The following is a 15,844-nucleotide window of genomic DNA, read 5'->3' on the forward strand; positions in this document are numbered from 1 at the left end:
CCAGGGTTGCCTCTCCACCCTGCCCCACCCATGAGCACGCCCCTGCAACAACCCGGCCTCGACAGCCTGTCCAAATCGTTTGAACCCGCCGCCCTGGAGGCCCACTGGGGCCCCGAATGGGAACGCCGGGGCTATGGCGTAGCGGGCTTTCGCGGCACCGGCACGGCGCAGGCGGGCGAGCCGGCCTTCTCCATCCAGCTGCCGCCGCCCAATGTGACCGGCACGCTGCACATGGGCCATGCGTTCAACCAGACGATCATGGACAGCCTGACGCGCTACCACCGCATGCGCGGCCACAACACGGCCTGGGTGCCCGGCACCGACCATGCCGGCATCGCCACGCAGATCGTGGTGGAGCGCCAGCTGCAGGAGCAGGGCATCAGCCGCTACGACATGGGCCCCACGCCGCCCGAGGCGCGCAAGAACTTCGTCGCCAAGGTCTGGGAGTGGAAGGAAAAGAGCGGCAACACCATCACCACGCAGATGCGCCGCATGGGCGACAGCGTGGACTGGAGCCGCGAGTACTTCACCATGGACGACAAGCTGTCCAAGGTGGTGACCGACACCTTCGTCAAGCTGTATGAACAGGGCCTTATCTACCGCGGCAAGCGCCTGGTGAACTGGGACCCTAAGCTGCAGTCCGCCGTGTCAGACCTCGAAGTCGAAAGCGAAGAGAAGGACGGCTCGCTCTGGCACATCGCCTACCCGCTGGCCGACGGATCGGGCAGCCTCACCGTGGCCACCACCCGCCCCGAGACCATGCTGGGCGACGTGGCGCTGATGGTGCACCCCGAGGACGCGCGCTACACCCACCTGATCGGCAAGAACGTGGTGCTGCCCCTGGTCGGCCGCGAGATCCCCATCATCGCCGACGACTATGTGGACAAGGAGTTCGGCACCGGCGTGGTCAAGGTCACGCCCGCGCACGACCCCAACGACTATGCCGTGGGCCAGCGCCACCAGTTGCCCATGATCGTGGTGCTCACGCTGCAGGCCACCGTCAACGACAACGCGCCCGAGAAGTACCGCGGCCTGGACCGCTTCGTGGCGCGCAAGGCCATCGTGGCCGACCTGGAAGCCTCGGGCGCCCTGGTGGAGACCAAGAAGCACAAGCTCATGGTGCCCATCTGCACCCGCACGGGCCAGGTGGTCGAGCCCATGCTCACGGACCAGTGGTTCGTGGCCATGAGCAAGGTGAGCGAGCAGGACCCCACGGGCAAGAGCATTGCGCAAAAGGCCATCGACGCCGTGGCCAGCGGCGAAGTGCAGTTCGTGCCCGAAAACTGGGTGAACACCTACAACCAGTGGATGAACAACATCCAGGACTGGTGCATCAGCCGCCAGCTGTGGTGGGGCCACCAGATCCCCGCCTGGTACGACGAAGACGGCAACGTGATCGTGGCCCGCAGCGAAGCCGAGGCCCAGGCCAAGGCCCCGGGCATGACCCTGCGCCGCGACGAGGACGTGCTGGACACGTGGTACTCGTCCGCCCTGGTGCCGTTCAGCACCATGGGCTGGCCCGAGCAGGGCGATGGCCCGACCGACGACTACAACCTGTACCTGCCCAGCACCGTGCTGGTGACGGGCTACGACATCATCTTCTTCTGGGTGGCCCGGATGATCATGATGACCACGCACTTCACGGGCCGCGTGCCGTTCAAGCACGTGTACATCCACGGCCTGGTGCGCGACGCGCAGGGCAAGAAGATGAGCAAGTCCGAAGGCAACGTGCTCGACCCGGTGGACCTGATCGACGGCATTGCGCTGGAGCCGCTGCTGGACAAGCGCACCACCGGCCTGCGCAAGCCCGAGACCGCGCCCACGGTGCGCAAGAACACGCAAAAGGAGTTCCCCGAGGGCATTCCCGCCTATGGCGCCGATGCGCTGCGCTTCACCTTTGCGGCGCTGGCCAGCCTGGGCCGCAGCATCAACTTCGACAGCAAGCGCTGCGAGGGCTACCGCAACTTCTGCAACAAGCTCTGGAACGCCAGCCGCTTCGTGCTGATGAACTGCGAGGGCCAGGACTGCGGCCTGAAGGAGCACACCAAGGAAGAGTGCCAGCCCGGCGGCCCCGCCCATGGCTACATGCACTTCAGCCAGGCGGACCGCTGGATCTCGTCGCTGCTGCAGAAGACCGAGGCCGAGGTGGCCAAGGGCTTTGCCGAGTACCGCCTGGACAACGTGGCCAACACGATCTACGACTTTGTCTGGAACGAGTTCTGCGACTGGTACCTGGAGATCGCCAAGGTACAGATCCAGACCGGCACCGAGGCCGAGCAGCGCGCCACGCGCCGCACGCTGATCCGCACGCTCGAAGCCATTCTGCGCCTGGCACACCCCATCATCCCGTTCATCACCGAAGCCCTGTGGCAGACGGTGGCGCCCGTGGCCGGTCTCAAGGGTGAATCGGTCAGCATCGCCCGCTACCCCGAAGCGCAGCCGAGCAAGATCGACGAAGCCGCCATTGCGCACATGGAGCGCGTCAAGGGCCTGGTGGATGCCTGCCGCACGCTGCGCGGCGAGATGAATGTCTCGCCATCGACCCGCCTGCCGCTGTACACCGTGGGCGACACGGACTTCATGCGCGGTGTGGCACCGGTGCTGCAGTCCCTGGCCAAGCTCAGCGAAGTCAAGGTGTTCGACGACGAAGCTGCCTGGGCGGCTGCGGCGCAGGCCGCGCCCGTGGTGGTGGTGGGCGAGGCGCGCATGTGCCTGCACATGGAAGTCGATGTGCCAGCGGAAAAAGCCCGCCTGTCGAAGGAAATCGCGCGTGTCGAGGGCGAAATAGCCAAGGCCGAGGCTAAGCTCTCCAACGAAGCCTTCGTGGCCAAGGCCCCGCCGGCGGTGATCGACGAGGCGAAGAAGCGCATCGCCGATTTCACGGCCATGCTGAGCCGATTGCGCGATCAGCTTACACGGCTGGGCTGAAACCGCCGCCATACTCAGGGGATGAGTGCCCGCGCAGGCGGGTACCGTCCCCTTTTTTCATTCCCTCTTGCAAGGAGCCCCATGACCGCTGCATCCGCCATCCGCAAAGCCGTTTTTCCCGTTGCCGGCCTGGGAACACGCTTTCTGCCGGCCACCAAGGCATCGCCCAAGGAGATGCTGCCCGTGGTGGACAAGCCGCTGATCCAGTACGCCGTGGAAGAGGCCTATGCCGCCGGCATCCGCCACATGATCTTCGTGACCGGCCGCAGCAAGCGCGCCATCGAAGACCATTTCGACACGGCCTACGAGTTGGAGAACGAACTCGAAGCCGCCGGCAAGGAAGAGCTGCTCAACCTGGTGCGCTCGGTGCAGCCCGACGACATGGACTGCGCCTTCGTGCGCCAGCCCCGTTCTCTGGGCCTGGGCCACGCCGTGCTGTGCGCCGAGCCCCTGGTGGGCAAGGAGCCGTTCGCCGTGCTGCTGGCCGATGACCTGATGGTCGGCCCCAAGGGCGGCCAGCCCGTGCTGGCGCAGATGGCGGCGGCCTTTCGCCAGCAGGGCCGCTCGGTCATCGCCGTGCAGGAGGTGCCCGAGGACCAGGTGCACAAGTACGGCATCGTGGCAGGCGAATCCGCCGGGGGCCCGCTGATCCGCATCGACCGCATCGTCGAGAAGCCCAAGGCCGACGTGGCCCCTTCGCGCATGGGCGTGGCCGGCCGCTACATCCTCACGCCCGGCGTGTTCGAGGAAATCCGCAACCAGCCGCGCGGCGTGGGCGGCGAGATCCAGCTCACCGACGGCATTGCCCGCCTGATGAACCATGAGGCCGTGTACGCCTTTCAGTACGAAGGCAAGCGCTACGACTGCGGCAGCAAGGAAGGGTTTCTGGAAGCCACGGTAGAGCTGGCGCTGCAGCACCCGCAAGTGGGCGCCTACTTCCGCGAATACCTCAAGGGGCTGAGCCTGTAAGGCGAATCCTCATGCCGTACCGGGTGCGGCAGGCCCACCAACAAAAAGTCCTCCCGCCGCGCACGCAGCGGGAGGACTTTTTGCTGTGGAGCCATAGACACCCTCGCTCCATCCGGCAATTGCCTTTACCTGCGGCGCAAGATGTGGATGAACTCCTTGGCGTCGTCCGCGCCTTCGCTCGTCTGCTCGACCAGCTCGTTGCCCGTCTGCTTGGCAAAGGCCTGGAAGTCGCGCACCGAGCCCACGTCGGTGGCCACCACCTTGAGCAACTGGCCGCTGGCCAGGTCGGCCAGGGCCTTCTTGGCCTTGAGGATGGGCAGGGGGCAGTTCAGGCCGCGTGTGTCGATTTCTTTGTGGATGTCCATGGTCGTCAGTCCTTTGGCGGCAGGTCCAGGCCGCGGCGCCGCTCTGCATTTTCCTCGGCGGTGAAGAACACCGGCTCGTGCCCGCGCGTGCGCAGCCAGTCGGCCAGCGCATAGCCAGTGCCGGCAGGCCAGCATTTGAGGTCCGCCAGGTCGACCATGCGGTAGTCCACCAGCTCGGGCGAGAGCTTCACCTCACCGTGCGCCACCACATGGTAGGCGATGATGACCTGGTTCATGCGCAGGAATTCGTACGCCCCCACCAGCGTGGTGGCGGTCACGTCGAGGTTCGTCTCTTCCTTGACCTCGCGGGCGATGCCTTCCTGGGGCGATTCGCCCGCCTCCATGAAGCCGGTGATCAGCGCGAACATCTTGCCCGGCCAGGCCGCGTTGCGGGCCAGCAGCACCTGCCCGTTCACTTCCACAATGGCGGCCAGAACCGGCGTGGGGTTGTTCCAGTGCGTCCAGCCGCAGGCCGGGCAGCGCAGGCGCTGCTTGTCGCCGCCATCCTCGGCCACGGTGATCAGGGCCAGCGGCGTGCCGCAATGGGTGCAGTAACGGGTTTCGTAGTGCATTTTGCTCTTTATTTTATAGCATCAGCCGCCAAGGCCGCAAGGCGGCTGGCGCGGGTGCTTCATCGTAAGGGAGAGGCCGCGCCGGCGCTGTCACGCAGGAAAGACGCCTGTGGACAGGTAGCGGTCGCCCCGGTCGCAGACCACGAAGACGATGGTCGCGTTGCTCACGCGCTGCGACAGCTGCAGCGCCGCCCAGCAGGCGCCCGCGGCCGAGATGCCGCCGAAGATGCCCTCTTCGCGCGCCAGGCGCCGAGCCATGTCCTCGGCATCGTCCTGGCTCACATTCACGGTTTCGTCCACGGCGCGCGGGTCGAAGATCTTGGGCAGGTATTCCTGCGGCCACTTGCGGATGCCGGGGATGCGCGAGCCCTCCTGCGGCTGCGCACCGATGATCTGGATGCTGGCGTTCTTTTCCTTCAAGAACCGCGACACACCCGTGATGGTGCCCGTGGTGCCCATGGCGCTCACGAAGTGGGTGATGCGCCCACTGGTCTGCTCCCACAGCTCGGGGCCCGTGGTCTCGTAGTGGATGCGCGGGTTGTCGGCATTGGCGAACTGGTCGAGCACCTTGCCCTCGCCGCGCTTTTGCATGGCCTCGGCCAGGTCGCGCGCATGCTCCATGCCGCCGCTCTTGGGCGTGAGCACCAGGTCGGCGCCAAAGGCCTTCATGGTCTGCGCGCGCTCCACCGACAGGTCTTCGGGCATCACCAGCACCATGCGGTAGCCCTTGATCGCCGCCGCCATCGCCAGCGCGATACCAGTGTTGCCCGAGGTCGCCTCGATCAGCGTGTCGCCGGGGCGGATGTCGCCGCGCTCTTCGGCGCGGCGGATCATCGACAGCGCCGGCCGGTCTTTCACCGAGCCCGCCGGGTTGTTGCCTTCGAGCTTGCCCAGAATCACGTTGCCCCGCGCAGTGCTGTCTGCCGCCCCAATGCGCTGCAGCGCCACCAGCGGCGTCTTGCCAATCGCGTCTTCAATCGTCGGATATTTCATGCGCCCTACTGTGCCATAATTTGAGTCTTCACGAATTCCCTGCCCGGGTGGTGAAATTGGTAGACGCAGGGGACTCAAAATCCCCCGCCGCAAGGCGTGCCGGTTCGATTCCGGCCCCGGGCACCATCGAATGCACTTATGCATCCAGATGAATCTAACCCGCTGCACCGCCAAGGTGAAGCGGGTTTTTCTTTGCCTTGCCCCGTGTTACTGGCTTCCATGACCTGCATGAAGCACCCCAATAACATGACACCGGTGCGGCGGACAGGGCAGGCAGCACGCGTAAATAACCTGAAACTGTAGCTCCACTCAGGCGGCCCCCAAGCAAGGCCGCTTGGGCGACCGTGTAAGGTAACCTATTGCCAGCACATGGTTTTTGCCTTCGAAGTTTGAAGCGCCAGACCTCCCGACAAGCCCCCAATGCCCCTCACCCTCCCCCAGTTAGAACGCCACCTTTTCAAAGCTGCAGACATTTTGCGCGGCAAGATGGATGCCTCGGAGTTCAAGGAATACATCTTTGGCATGCTGTTCCTCAAACGCTGCTCCGATGTCTTCGACCAGCGCCGCGAGGAAGTCATCGCCCAGGAGACAGCGGCCGGAAGCAGCCAGGTGGACGCCATCATGAGCGCCGAAACCCGGCGCTGGTATGGCCAGTCGTTTTATGTGCCCCCTGATTCCCGTTGGGAGTATCTGGTCAACGACGCGCATGTCGATGTTGGCGGTTTTCTGAACCGGGCACTGGGTGGCCTGGAAAGCAACAACTCCAGCCTGAGTGAGGTGCTGGAGCACATCGACTTTTCGCGCAAGGTGGGCCAAAGCAAGATACCTGACATCAAGCTGCGCCAGCTCATCAGCCACTTCAGCACCTACCGCCTGCGCAACGAGGATTTTGAGTTCCCGGACCTGCTGGGCGCCGCCTACGAGTACCTGATCGGCGAGTTCGCTGATTCGGCCGGCAAGAAGGGTGGAGAGTTCTACACCCCGCGCTCGGTGGTGCGCATGATGGTGCGGCTGGTCAAGCCCGAGCAGCGGCACAGCATCTACGACCCATGCGTGGGCTCGGGTGGCATGCTGATCCTGGCCAAGGAATACATCGACGAACACGGTGGCGACGGGCGCCGGGCCGACCTGTGCGGGCAGGAGGCCAACGGCACCGTCTGGTCCATCGCCAAGATGAACATGCTGCTGCACGACATCAGCACGGCCGACCTGCGCAACGAAGACACCCTGGCCGAACCGCAGCATGTGGAAGATCGCGAACTGATGCGCTTTGACAGGGTGCTGTCGAACCCGCCGTTTTCCATCAACTGGGGCAGCACCGACAGCGACCGCACGGGCCAGTCCACCTGGGCGCCCAAGTTCCGCGCCGAGCGGTTCAAGTATGGCGAGGTATCGCTGGGCAGCAAGAAGGCCGACCTGATGTTCCTTCAGCACATGGTGGCTGTGCTGCGCGAGGGCGGCATGCTGGCCACCGTGATGCCGCACGGCGTGCTGTTTCGCGGCGGTGAAGAACGGGCCATCCGCTCCGCCATGATCGAGGCCGACCTGCTGGAAGCCGTGATCGGCCTGCCCGCCAACCTGTTCTACGGCACCGGCATCCCCGGCTGCGTGCTGGTGATGCGCCAGCGCCAGGGCAACGCCAGCGGCAAACCGGCCGAGCGCCAGGGCAAGGTGCTGTTCATCAACGCCGACCGCGAATACTTCGAGGGCCGGGCGCAAAACCACCTGCTGCCCGAGCACATCGAGAAGATCGTCAATACCTTCGATTCGTTTGCCGAGGTGCCGGGCTTTTCGGCCATCGTCTCGACCGCCACGCTGCGCGAGAACGACTTCAACCTCAACATCCGCCGCTACGCCGACAACGCGCCACCGCCCGAACCCCACGACGTGCGCGCCCACCTGTTGGGCGGCGTGCCCAAGGCCGAAGTGCAAGCCAAGGCCGCATTGTTCGCCGCACATGGCGTGGACCCGCTGGCAGTGTTTGCAGAGCGCGACGCCCACTACTTCGACTTCCGCGCCGAGCTGGACCAGCGGCCGGCCATCAAGCCAGCGGTCGAGGCCAACCCCGGCCTGATGGCCCGCGAGCAGGCGGTGCGGGACGCGTTTGATGCCTGGTGGCGGGAACACAGCCCGCGCATCACCGCGCTGTCAGGTGCATCGGGCTTGGTGGGCCTGCGCAACGACCTGCTGTACAGCTTCGCCGCCGCACTGGAGCCGGTCGGGGTGCTCGGGCGGTTTCAGGTGCGCGGCATCGTGGCCGGCTTCTGGGACGATGCCAAGTACGAGTTCATGACCTTGATGGCGCGCGGCGCCCACGGCGTGGTAGATGCCTGGCGCACCAGCATCCTGACCGCGCTGGACGACGAAAAAGCCAAGGACAACCCGCTGGACCACAAGCTGGTGAAGTTTCTGATGGCGGAGTTTGTCGAGGCGTTGGCCGAGCTCGAAGCACGCAAGGCTGCGCTGGACAGCCAGATCAAGGCGGCGACACCGGACAAGGCGACTGGCAAGGATGGCGATGAATCTGAGCCCACTGACGAGGAGACCGTAGTCGACGAGGCGCAGCTCAAGGAATGGAAGAAGCAGCTCGCCGCGTTGAAAAAGGAGATGAAGATCCAGGAGCAGACTTTCGCCCAGCAGCTCAATGCGGCGGTCAATGCCCTGGACGAAGCCAGTGCGGCCACGTTGTTGTTGGCCATCCTGCGCAACGACATGCAGGTGATCTTGGATCGATATATCAATGCGCAACGGCATCAAATCACCGCCGCTTTCGAGAACTGGTGGGACAAATACCGGATAACTTTGGCCTCCATCGAGCAGGATCGAGACACATCCGCCCGAGCACTGCGTTCATTTGTTCACGGGCTCGGCTATGTCTGACTTCGTGCGGCTCGGCGATCACGTCACGATAGCCAAAGGCAAAACACCAGCTAAGGTCCCATTTGATGGCACAGACGCATTGCCATATCTCACGCCTGAGTACTTGCGTGGACGTAAGGAGGTTCTGACGGCCAAGCCCGGTATGGATGCAGTCGTGGTCGCGAACGGGGATGCTGTGCTGCTGTGGGATGGATCAAACGCCGGTGAGTTTTTCCACGGAAAAGCAGGCCTCGCAGCGTCAACTATGGCACTCCTGCGCGCCGACGGAACCTTCGACCGCAGCTATTTTGTGCATGCACTGAAGCATCTGGAGCCGAGGTTAAAGAGCCAAACCAATGGCACTGGCATTCCTCACGTTGATCGAGAAGTGCTGGAAGGCTTAAGCGTATTCCGCCCAACTGCACCTGAGCAAGGCCTGATCGCGGAAATCCTCGACACCCTCGACACCACCATCCACCAGACCGAGGCAATCATCGAGAAACTCAAGCAGGTCAAGCAGGGGCTACTGCACGACCTGCTGACCTGCGGCATCGATGCCAACGGCGAACTGCGCCCGCCGCAGAGCGAGGCACCTCATCTTTACAAGGAGTCGGCGCTGGGGTGGATTCCGAGGCAATGGGAAGCTCGTACTTTCTCAGAATTAGCTGACTTTGCAAACGGAAACTCGTTCGATGCGGGATTGTGGACTGACTATGGCCTTCCTATCATCCGAATTCAAAATCTCAACGGTTCTCGCGAATTCAACCATTACGCTGGACCGATAAATTCAAAGTGGCATGTCTTTCCTGGCGATCTTCTGTTCGCATGGTCAGGGCAAAAGGGTGTCTCATTTGGCCCTCGCATATGGAATGGGCCAGAAGGCGTTCTCAACCAGCATATTTTTAAAGTGTTGGAGCGGTCGGCATTGGTAAACCGCTCCTATCTCTTTGAAGTTCTTCGGTTTCGACAGCGAGCCATTGAAGACACTGCCCACGGTTTCAAGGACTCCTTCCTCCATGTGAAGCGCGGTGAGCTTGGTGGCGTCTACGCCGGAGTTCCCGTGGTGAGTGAGCAAGCCGCGATTGTTTCTAAAATTAAGGCGCTCGAACATCGGATTAGCAAAGAGTGCGCTTACCTTAAAAAGAACACGTTAGTGAAGTTCGGCCTCATGGACGACCTCCTCACCGGCCGCGTCCGCGTCACTTCGCTGCTCGACCCCGCTCCATGAACAGCACCCCGCCCTCACTGCCCGCCCGCGAGTCGCTGACGGTCGAGTTCAAGAGCGACCGCAAGCGCCTGTCGGACACCGACCTGGTGGAGGCCGTGGTCTGCCTGGCCAATGCCGAAGGTGGCGAGTTGTGGCTGGGCGTGGAAGACGATGGCACGCCCACCGGCCTGCACACCGAACATTTGCAGCTGGCAGGCCTGGGTGGGCTGGTGGCGGCGCGCACCTCGCCGTCGGTGGCGGTCACCGTCACGCCGGTCTGCCTGAACGGCGTGAATGTTGCCCACATTGCCGTGCCCAAGGGCAGTGCCGAGGTGTCCACCAGCGGCGGCGTCTACCTGCGCCGCCGCATCAAGCACGACGGCACGCCCGAATGTGCGCCCATGCTGCCGCACGACCGCGCCAGCCGCACAGCGCACTTCGGCCTGGCCGATGCATCGGCCCTGCCGGTGGCGGGCGCCACCCTGGCCGATCTGGACCCCCTGGAGCGCGAACGCCTGCGCCAGTGCGTGCAGCAGTATGGCGGCGACCGTGTGCTGCTGGACCTGGACGACGAGGCGCTGGACGGCGCGCTGGGCCTGACGGCACGCCAGGCCCATGGCACGCGTGCGCCCACGCTGACCGGCCTGCTCCTGGTGGGCCGTGAACAGGCGCTGCGCGACCTGGTGCCCACGCACGAGTTCGCGTTTCAGGTGCTGGCGCGCGAGGCGGTGGGCTTCAACGAGTTCCGCCGCTTCCCCTTGCTCAAGGCGCTCGATTGGCTGGAGACCAACTTCCGCCCCTACAACCCCGAGCATGAAATTCAGGTCGGTCTGTTCCGGGTGCCTGTGCCGCGGGTGGACTTCGGCGCCTTTCGCGAAGCAGTGGCCAACGCGCTGGTGCACCGCGACTACCACCGCCTGGGCGCCGTGCACGTGCGCCTGGACGATGAGGGCCTGACCATCAGCAACCCAGGCGGCCTCGTGGACGGAGTGACGCTGGCCAATCTGCTGACCACCGAGCCGCGACCGCGCAACCGGGCACTGGCCGATGCCATGAAGCGCGTGGGCATCGTCGAGCGCTCAGGCCGGGGCGTGGACAAGATCTACCGGGGCATGCTGCGCTTTGGCCGGCCAGAGCCTGACTATCGGCGCACCGACTCGCAGAACGTGGTGTTGCGGCTGGCCACGGTGGACGCGGACGAGGCGTTTCTGAAACTGGTGGTGGCCGAAGAAGGCCGGCTTGGCGCAGCCCTGCCCATTGACAGCCTGATCGCACTGGCGGCCTTGCGCGAGCTGAAGCGACTGACCTCCGAAGACCTTGCCGCGCACATCCAACGCGACATCGCACAGGCCAAGCGCACCCTGGAAACACTGCTGGAGGCGGGCCTGGTGCAGGCGCATGGCGCGACCAAGGGCCGCACCTACACGCTGTCGCCGGGGGTGTATATGGCAGACGGCAACAAGGCGGCCTACACACGGCAGGCAGGTTTCAGCGCTTTGCAGCACGAACAGCTGGTACTGAACTACGCACGGCAACACGGCAGTATTCGGCGCAGCGAGGTTGTGGAGCTGTGCCGGCTGACCGCCCCGCAGGCGCGCGACCTGCTAAAGCGTTTGAAGGTGGCCGGGCGGCTGGTGCAGCATGGCGAGCGCCGTGGGGCCTACTACACCCTGGCTGAACCTGCCCAGGGCTGAATAGCCGTGGTGCACGAATATGGACGGATATGGACGGATATGGACGGATATGGACGCCTGCACCGCGCGTGAAAGCCCGCACATCCAGCATTCGGCCCAAGCCGGGGCGCCATTTGGGCTGAGAAATGGATGGGCTGTTGAACGGCTGGCGCACGTGCAAGGCCGATTTTCATAAGTCGTTGATTTATATGAGTCAATGCTGTTTGATGGCTGTTTGATCGGCGCGCAGCGCCTTGGTGATCACCGAACCTGGGGATGTATATGGGTTGGGAATTGGACGAGGTCGAGCGACCTTTTGTCGAGCAACTGCAGACCCTGGGCTGGAAGCATGTGGCCGGCCACCTGGACAGCCCGGACACCACGGGCCGGGCCAGCTTTGCCGAGGTGATCCAGCAGGCGACGCTGCGCCGCCAGCTCCTCGCGCTGAACCTGCGCGACGGCCAGCCCTGGCTCGATGCCGAGCGCCTGTCACAGGCCGTGGGCGCCATCACCCGCCTTCCGGCCCATCGGCTGATGGAGGCCAACCGCGCCGCCACCGAGTTGCTGCTGGGCGGCATCACGGTCGAAGGCCTGCCGGGGTGGGACGGTGGGCGCAACCAGACCATCCATTTCATTGACTGGGAGCACCCCGAGCGCAACGAGTTCATGGTGGTCAGCCAGTATCGGGTGGACTGCCTGCCGGGCTACACACGCGGCAAGGCCTTCATCGTGCCCGACCTGGTGCTGCTGGTGAACGGCATCCCCCTGGTGGTGGTCGAGTGCAAGAGCCCCAGTGTGCCCGAGCCGCTGGCCGATGCCGTGGACCAACTGCGCCGCTACAGCAACCAGCGCCACGCCAGCGGCGAGGTGGCCGACAACGAAGGCAATGAACCGCTGTTCCACACCAACCAATTGCTGATTGCAACGAGCTTCGACGAGGCCCGTGTGGGCACCGTGGGTGCGGCCTTTCGCCACTATGCTGCCTGGAAAACGGTAGTGGGCGCCGATGGCCAGGGCACGGAGGCCGATGTGGCTGCGGCATTGGGCAAGCAGCACCTTTCCGAGCAGGAGCGCCTGGTGGCCGGCTTGTTGCGACCAGCCAACTTGCTGGACGTGGTGCGGCACTTCACCCTGTTCATGGCAGTAGAGGGCCTGACCGTGAAGGCGGTGTGCCGCTACCAGCAATACCGCGCCGTGGGCCGTGCCGTAATGCGCTTGCGCACCGGCAAGACCCGGGCACAAGACGGCGAACACGACCGGCGCGGCGGCATCGTCTGGCACACGCAGGGTTCGGGCAAGAGCCTGACCATGGTGTTCCTGATGCGCAAGCTGCGCACCGACCCGGCTTTGCGCCGCTTCAAGGTGGTGGTGGTGACCGACCGCACCGACCTGGAAGAGCAGCTTTCTGCGACTGCCACACTCACAGGGCAGAACGTCCTGCGCGCTACCTCGGCCGAAGATCTGAAGCGCCACCTGCGCCGCCAGGGGCCTGACATTGTTTTTGGCATGATCCAGAAGCAACGCAGCGGCGATGCGGCCGGTGAGCCCGGCCTGAAGGCAGCAGATTTTACCAAAGCCGGCACGCGCGAGCCGTCGCCTGGCGCCTACCTCTCCGATGTGCTGAACGCGGACGAGCACATCCTGGTTCTTGTGGACGAGGCGCACCGCAGCCAGGCCGGTGATCTGCAGGCGGCACTGCAGGTGGGCCTGCCCAACTGCGCACGCATCGGCTTCACTGGCACCCCGATCCTGATGGGCGACAAGAAGCGCACCCACGAGATCTTCGGCGAGTTCATTGACCGCTACACCATCCGCGAAGCCGAGGCCGACGGTGCCATCGTGCCCATCCTCTACGAGGGCCGCACGGCCAATGGTGCGCTGAAAGACGGCGCCAGCATGGACGACTTGTTCGAGGATTTGTTCCGCGAGCACACGGCCGAAGAACTGGAGGCGATCAAGAAGAAGTACGCCACCAAGGGGCAGATTTTCGAGGCGCCGGACATGATTCGTGACAAGGCGCGCGACATGCTGCGCCACTACGTCACCAACATCTTGCCCAATGGCTTCAAGGCCCAGGTGGTGGCCTACAGCCGATTGGCGGCGGTGCGCTACCTGGACGCCTTAATTGCAGCGCGCGACGAGTTGCTGGCCCAGGCCGGGGCCCTGAGCCCCGACGACAAGGCGATGGACGATGAAACCCTTTGCCAGCGGCCGCCGGCCGTGCAGGCACAGGTGCAGGCCTGGCGCTACCGCGAGTTGCTGGGCCGGATTGAGTTTGCACCCATTATCTCGGGCAGCAACAACGATGACCCGGTGTGGAAGCACTGGACCGATAGCGCAGCACAGGAGCAGCGCATCAAGCGCTTCAAGCAGCCGCTGCTGCACAAGGAGCCGGCCAAGGCCGATCCCCTGGCCTTCTTGATCGTGAAGTCCATGCTGCTCACGGGCTTTGACGCGCCGATCGAGGGCGTGATGTACCTGGACCGGCCGATACGCGAAGCGGAACTGCTGCAAACCATTGCGCGGGTCAATCGCACGGGCCACGGCAAGAAGTTCGGCATCGTGGTGGACTACTTCGGGCTGGCCCACCACCTGAAGGAGGCGCTGAACGTCTATGCCGACGAAGATGTCGACGGTGCGTTGCAGAGCCTGAAGGACGAGGTGCCTGTGCTGCGTGACCGCCACCTGCGGGTGGTGGACCTGTTGCGCAGCCGCGGCGTGGAGAATCTGACCGACGTGGAGACCTGTGTCGAGTTGCTGGCCAACGAACGGCTGCGCGCCGAGTTCACGGTCAAGCTCAAGGCCTTTCTGGACACCCTGGACGTGGTGCTGCCGCGCCCCGAAGGCCTGCCGTTTTCACCCGACGCCAAGCTGCTTGCCTTCATCTACGCCCGGGCTCGCAACCGCTACCGCGACACACCGGTGCTTGGCAAGGATGTGGGTGCCAAGGTGCGCAAGCTGATCGACGATCATGTGGTTTCGATGGGTGTGGACCCGAAGATCCCGCCCATCTCGCTGACCGATGCCGACTTTGGCAACCAAGTGGCTCGCGAGCCCAACGACCGGGCCAAGGCTTCGGAGATGGAGCACGCCATCCGGGCACACATCCGGGAGCATCTGGACCAGGACCCGGTGGCCTTTCGCAAGCTGAGTGAGCGCCTGCGTGAGTTGCTCCACCAGCTTGGCGAGCAATGGGATGAGCTGACCAAGGCCTTGCAGGTGCTGATAGACGATATCCACACGGGGCACGCCGTGCACGATGAGCGCCTGCCGGACATGCCCGCGCAGTATGGGCCGTTCCTGCGGTTGGTGGTCGATGCTGCGGCTGGCGACCGTGCCATCACGCAGGCCGAGCAAAAGAAGCTGGTGGACCTGACCGTGGAGGTGGTAGACACCATGGTGTCGGAGCTGACAGACAACTTCTGGCGGCCGAACCGGCAACCGGCACAGGACGCGCTCGGCACGCGGATCTTTGAAATCCTGATGAAGTCGCGCCTGATGCCGACGCCTCATATCGAAGCACTGGTCGACAAGCTGATGGAGCTGGCGCGGGCAAACCACGACCGGCTGCTGAAAGCATGAGCACGCTGAGCGTCAACGACCTGCGTTTCGAGGTACGGCGCAGCAACCTGCGGCGCGCGCTGGAGATTACCGTGGACCGGGGTGGTGAACTGATCCTGTCAGCACCGCCCGAGGTGCCAGACGCTGCACTGCGCGACTTCGTGCAGCGCAAGCGCATGTGGGTCTACAAGCAGATGGCACGCAGGGAGTTACTAGCAAACGAGCCACCGCACAAGGTCTTCACCGATGGCGAGGGCTTCGCCTACCTGGGCCGCAACTACCGCTTGCGCCTGGTGCCCGAATCGGACGCCGCAGTAAAGCTGGTCAGCGGGCGTTTCGTGATGCCCAAGGCGCTGGCGCAAGATGGCCGAGAACACCTGATCCGCTGGTACTGCGAACGGGCCCGGCCCTGGCTAAAGAGCAAGGTGCAGGACTTTTCGGCCAGAATGGAGGTGGAAGCGGCTGGCGTGCGCGTTCAGGATTTGGGCTACCGCTGGGGTTCATGCGGCAAGGGCAGCCTGCTGTATTTCCACTGGAAAACCATCTTGCTGCCAGCACGCATTGCCGAGTATGTTGTGGTGCACGAGATGGCCCACCTTCACGAGCCGCATCACAACCCCGAGTTCTGGCGCCGCGTAGAACGCGCCATGCCGGACTACGAGCGGCGCAAGGTGTGGCTCGCCGAGCGCGGGATGGAAGTCGAAGGTTTGTGAGATT

General features: G+C 64.2%; 10 protein-coding genes and 1 tRNA gene. 8 read left to right on the forward strand and 3 right to left on the reverse strand.

The window, feature by feature from the left end:
* The first annotated feature begins 30 nt into the window (after positions 1-30).
* Both AC07X5_RS19185 and galU read left to right on the forward strand, forming a co-directional pair.
* Complete coding sequence (locus AC07X5_RS19185; protein WP_494771423.1) at positions 31-2,928, forward strand: valine--tRNA ligase; 2,898 nt, start codon at positions 31-33, stop codon at positions 2,926-2,928.
* A gap of 81 nt (positions 2,929-3,009) precedes the next feature.
* Positions 3,010-3,897, forward strand: coding sequence for a UTP--glucose-1-phosphate uridylyltransferase GalU (gene galU, locus AC07X5_RS19190; RefSeq protein WP_494771424.1), 888 nt, complete (start codon positions 3,010-3,012; stop codon positions 3,895-3,897).
* A 125-nt stretch (positions 3,898-4,022) separates the two neighbouring features.
* Here the strand turns inward: galU and AC07X5_RS19195 are convergent, their stop codons facing one another.
* The 3 genes from AC07X5_RS19195 to cysM form a co-directional block, all read right to left on the reverse strand.
* The gene (locus AC07X5_RS19195) at positions 4,023-4,262 is read right to left on the reverse strand and encodes a sulfurtransferase TusA family protein (RefSeq protein WP_409956413.1); all 240 of its coding nucleotides are present in this window, start codon (positions 4,260-4,262) and stop codon (positions 4,023-4,025) included.
* Between the two features lie 5 nt (positions 4,263-4,267).
* The gene (locus AC07X5_RS19200; RefSeq protein WP_494771425.1) at positions 4,268-4,834 is read right to left on the reverse strand and encodes an NUDIX hydrolase; all 567 of its coding nucleotides are present in this window, start codon (positions 4,832-4,834) and stop codon (positions 4,268-4,270) included.
* A 90-nt stretch (positions 4,835-4,924) separates the two neighbouring features.
* Positions 4,925-5,827 (reverse strand): cysteine synthase CysM, encoded by a 903-nt coding sequence (gene cysM / locus AC07X5_RS19205; protein ID WP_494771426.1) that lies wholly within the window; start codon positions 5,825-5,827, stop codon positions 4,925-4,927.
* 41 nt (positions 5,828-5,868) lie between these two features.
* Here cysM and AC07X5_RS19210 point away from each other — a divergent pair.
* The 6 genes from AC07X5_RS19210 (at position 5,869) to AC07X5_RS19235 (ending at position 15,840) form a co-directional block, all read left to right on the forward strand.
* Positions 5,869-5,953 (forward strand) — tRNA-Leu (locus AC07X5_RS19210).
* A gap of 294 nt (positions 5,954-6,247) precedes the next feature.
* Positions 6,248-8,707, forward strand: coding sequence for a type I restriction-modification system subunit M (locus AC07X5_RS19215; RefSeq protein ID WP_494771427.1), 2,460 nt, complete (start codon positions 6,248-6,250; stop codon positions 8,705-8,707).
* Positions 8,700-9,914 (forward strand): restriction endonuclease subunit S, encoded by a 1,215-nt coding sequence (locus AC07X5_RS19220; protein WP_494771428.1) that lies wholly within the window; start codon positions 8,700-8,702, stop codon positions 9,912-9,914. The genes AC07X5_RS19215 and AC07X5_RS19220 overlap by 8 nt, the downstream gene beginning before the upstream one ends.
* The gene (locus AC07X5_RS19225) at positions 9,911-11,587 is read left to right on the forward strand and encodes a DNA glycosylase AlkZ-like family protein (RefSeq protein WP_494771429.1); all 1,677 of its coding nucleotides are present in this window, start codon (positions 9,911-9,913) and stop codon (positions 11,585-11,587) included. Before AC07X5_RS19220 ends, AC07X5_RS19225 begins: the two co-directional genes overlap by 4 nt.
* A gap of 261 nt (positions 11,588-11,848) precedes the next feature.
* Positions 11,849-15,148, forward strand: coding sequence for a type I restriction endonuclease subunit R (locus tag AC07X5_RS19230; protein WP_494771430.1), 3,300 nt, complete (start codon positions 11,849-11,851; stop codon positions 15,146-15,148).
* Positions 15,145-15,840 (forward strand): M48 family metallopeptidase, encoded by a 696-nt coding sequence (locus AC07X5_RS19235; RefSeq protein ID WP_494771431.1) that lies wholly within the window; start codon positions 15,145-15,147, stop codon positions 15,838-15,840. Before AC07X5_RS19230 ends, AC07X5_RS19235 begins: the two co-directional genes overlap by 4 nt.
* The last annotated feature ends 4 nt before the right edge of the window (positions 15,841-15,844 follow it).

The sequence above is a fragment of the Acidovorax sp. GW458-11-26-14-TSB4 genome (genome assembly GCF_059423865.1).